Raw genomic sequence first — 2,566 nt, 5'->3', positions numbered from 1 at the left:
TGTCACTTTTGTTCTACCGAAAAACATGCGTCAGCTCATTGAGCAGGCCTAACCTGATCTCTTAACGGATTCACTATGCAGTATCTCATTACAGGCGGCGGCATCATCGGCATGATGACTGCCATGATGCTACGCCAGCAAGGCGCTGATGTAACACTTATCGATCGTCAACTTGCAGGACGCGAATCGACCTGGGCCGGTGGCGGCATCGTCTCGCCGCTCTACCCGTGGCGCTATTCTGAAAGCGTAACCCGGCTCGCAAGTCGTTCACAGGAACTCTATCCCGAGTTAACTGACTACCTGCTGGAAACCAGTGGTATTGATCCCGAGTATCTCATCAGCGGCATGCTTACTATCGCACCTGATGAAGAGCAGGATGCCCTGCGATGGGCTACAGAAAACGGCAAGCAATTGTCGCGCATCTCGAAACAGGAAATCAATGAACTCGAACCTGAATTTGCGCCCGATACCGAAAGCGCAATCTGGATGCCGGATGTAGCACAGGTACGCAACCCGCGCATTGCAAAGTCCCTCAGAGAAACCATCATCAGGCTTGGCGTTGAGTTACTCGAAGAGCATGAACTGCATGGCCTGGTGACCGACAGTGGCAAAGTGACTGGCGTGGAAACCAGTAAAGGCATTCTGAATGCCGACAACATTATCCTATGTACAGGCGCCTGGACTGCCCAGCTGGTCTCGCTTTTCAGTGACCTGATTCCGGTTATTGAACCTGTACGTGGGCAGATGATTCTGTTCAAGACCGTGCCAGATTTGATCAAGCACATCACCCTGTGGGAAGACAGGTACGCAATCCCGCGCAAGGATGGACGCATCCTGTTCGGCAGCACCGTTGAATACAGCGGCTTTGTCAAACAGACCACGGAGGATGCCGAAGCTGAACTTTATGACGTTGTCACGGGTAGATATCCGGTACTCAAGGAGTACGAAGTCGAACTGCAATGGGCCGGCCTCAGACCCGGCTCGCCATCAGGCGTGCCCTATATTGCCCGCCATCCCGAGTATGAGAATCTCTATATCAATGCAGGGCATTTCAGAAACGGCGTGGTACTCGCACCCGCGTCATGTGAACTGATGCTCAAACTGCTTGCAGGTACTGCGGAAGAATTAGAGTCCGGCGATTACAGGCTCGAAGCCGAACGGAGTTAAAGAATCCCATACTTGTCGATTAGCCAGGATATAATTTGCGCACATACCCTCTTCCCGGGATAGCACTATGGATTCAACCATGTGCAATGATGCATCTCCTTGCTTGTACCAAGAATGATCTCTTTCGGAAGATGATCCGATGCCCCTGATTCTATTCTGTGAATTTGAAATGCAAGGCCCCGGTGGTTTCCTTCAATAATGGTACGCGGTGAATCGGGATCAGTCGCAATGCATATCAACTTATTGCTAAAGCCCAACGACCCGATAGATTTTCTGATCTCATTCACCTTGTCAAAATTTATTCCATGCCCCTCAGGCAATCCGGAAACAAACATGTCAGCAGCCTGGACCAATGTTTTGTTGGGGCCAAAGACCTTGCCCCAACCAGATTCACGAATAATCTTCAAATCAGCAAATTCATCATTGCTGACATCGATGATCTGCCATTCGATATCCCGGGGTATCTCGCGTAGTAACGGGAATCTCAGACGCCATAAAAGATGTCGCCGTATATAGTTCTGTTTAGCGTCATTAACATCCGGATTTGTAACAATTTCATCAAATTGTGAGCGGACATTATCGTAGAAGTGCTTGTACCACTCGCTTCTCAAAAAATCGGCTACAAAACTGTTTGCACTAATAAGTCTGCTATTCTTCATCTTGTGTGGAAATTGGTACCATTTTCATATGTCGCCATACCAATCTTATATCCCCGCCAACTATCTATAACCTTATATTCAGTACCCGTTATAGCAAACAGATCTTGCTCCATACGTCCGGCACAGCGGCCATATCTCCCGATTACATGTATGACACCAGGTGGCTTATTACCCGGTTGCAAGTAAAAGGGTTGCCATTGATCTGCAGGCGTGTGCCTGATTCGCACCCTGCGCTTGCGGTGATTAAGATCAATCACGGGTGGCATATCCTCATACAGATAAAAATAGAGCGGATGATAGAGATACTCTTCACAGACCAGTACCGCTGTATCGGGTGAAACAGTCTGTTTCAACTGTACGGACAAATCGGCCCATGCTTCTTTCTTGTAATGAGAAAAATAGCCATAGGAAGAGATTCCCAGAATAACACCGAGAACTGCAATCCCGGCCATCCGAAACCACCTTGCTTGAATTGCTGTCACAGCCAGTGCGAGGCCTGTCATCGCAATCAAGTGCGATGGCATGATGGTTCGCAGCATGTACATGGGCTCAAACAAGCCTGTCAACCAGATCAAAACAGGCGGAAGAAGCATCACGAGAATCAGCATAAGACCCGTGCGCCTGTCACGACGAACAAGCCAGTCAAGCGTGTCTTTGATCTCGTGATGTAAAACGGGACATCCAAGTCTCCCTTTTACACTCGATCTTCGACAGCCTTTATTGCCCCGGACGCCCTGCGT

The 2,566-nt window shown here is 49.1% G+C and carries 3 protein-coding genes; 1 reads left to right on the top strand and 2 read right to left on the bottom strand.

Going from position 1 to position 2,566, the window contains the following annotated elements:
- Window positions 1–75: 75 nt before the first annotated feature.
- Entirely contained in the window at window positions 76–1,167 is a 1,092-nt protein-coding gene (thiO, locus tag BOW51_RS09700; RefSeq protein ID WP_078477541.1) for a glycine oxidase ThiO, read from the top strand.
- A gap of 65 nt (window positions 1,168–1,232) precedes the next feature.
- On the opposite strand, the gene BOW51_RS09695 is transcribed toward thiO, so the two are convergent.
- Window positions 1,233–1,826 (bottom strand): hypothetical protein, encoded by a 594-nt coding sequence (locus BOW51_RS09695; RefSeq protein ID WP_078477540.1) that lies wholly within the window; start codon window positions 1,824–1,826, stop codon window positions 1,233–1,235.
- A partial coding sequence (locus BOW51_RS09690; RefSeq protein ID WP_217349029.1) for a hypothetical protein occupies window positions 1,823–2,566 on the bottom strand: 744 nt, incomplete at its 5' end. The genes BOW51_RS09690 and BOW51_RS09695, both read right to left, overlap by 4 nt.

Origin of the sequence: Solemya elarraichensis gill symbiont (assembly GCF_002021095.1) — a bacterium.
GTDB lineage: Bacteria > Pseudomonadota > Gammaproteobacteria > Chromatiales > Chromatiaceae.
This window is presented reverse-complemented; position numbering and strand designations above follow the sequence as displayed.

What these genes read in the sequence shown, in the direction of transcription:
- thiO (WP_078477541.1), top strand. Translation starts at nt 76, where the DNA reads ATGCAGTATCTCATTACAGGCGGCGGCATCATCGGCATGATGACTGCC.
- BOW51_RS09695 (WP_078477540.1), bottom strand. Translation starts at nt 1,826, where the DNA reads ATGAAGAATAGCAGACTTATTAGTGCAAACAGTTTTGTAGCCGATTTT.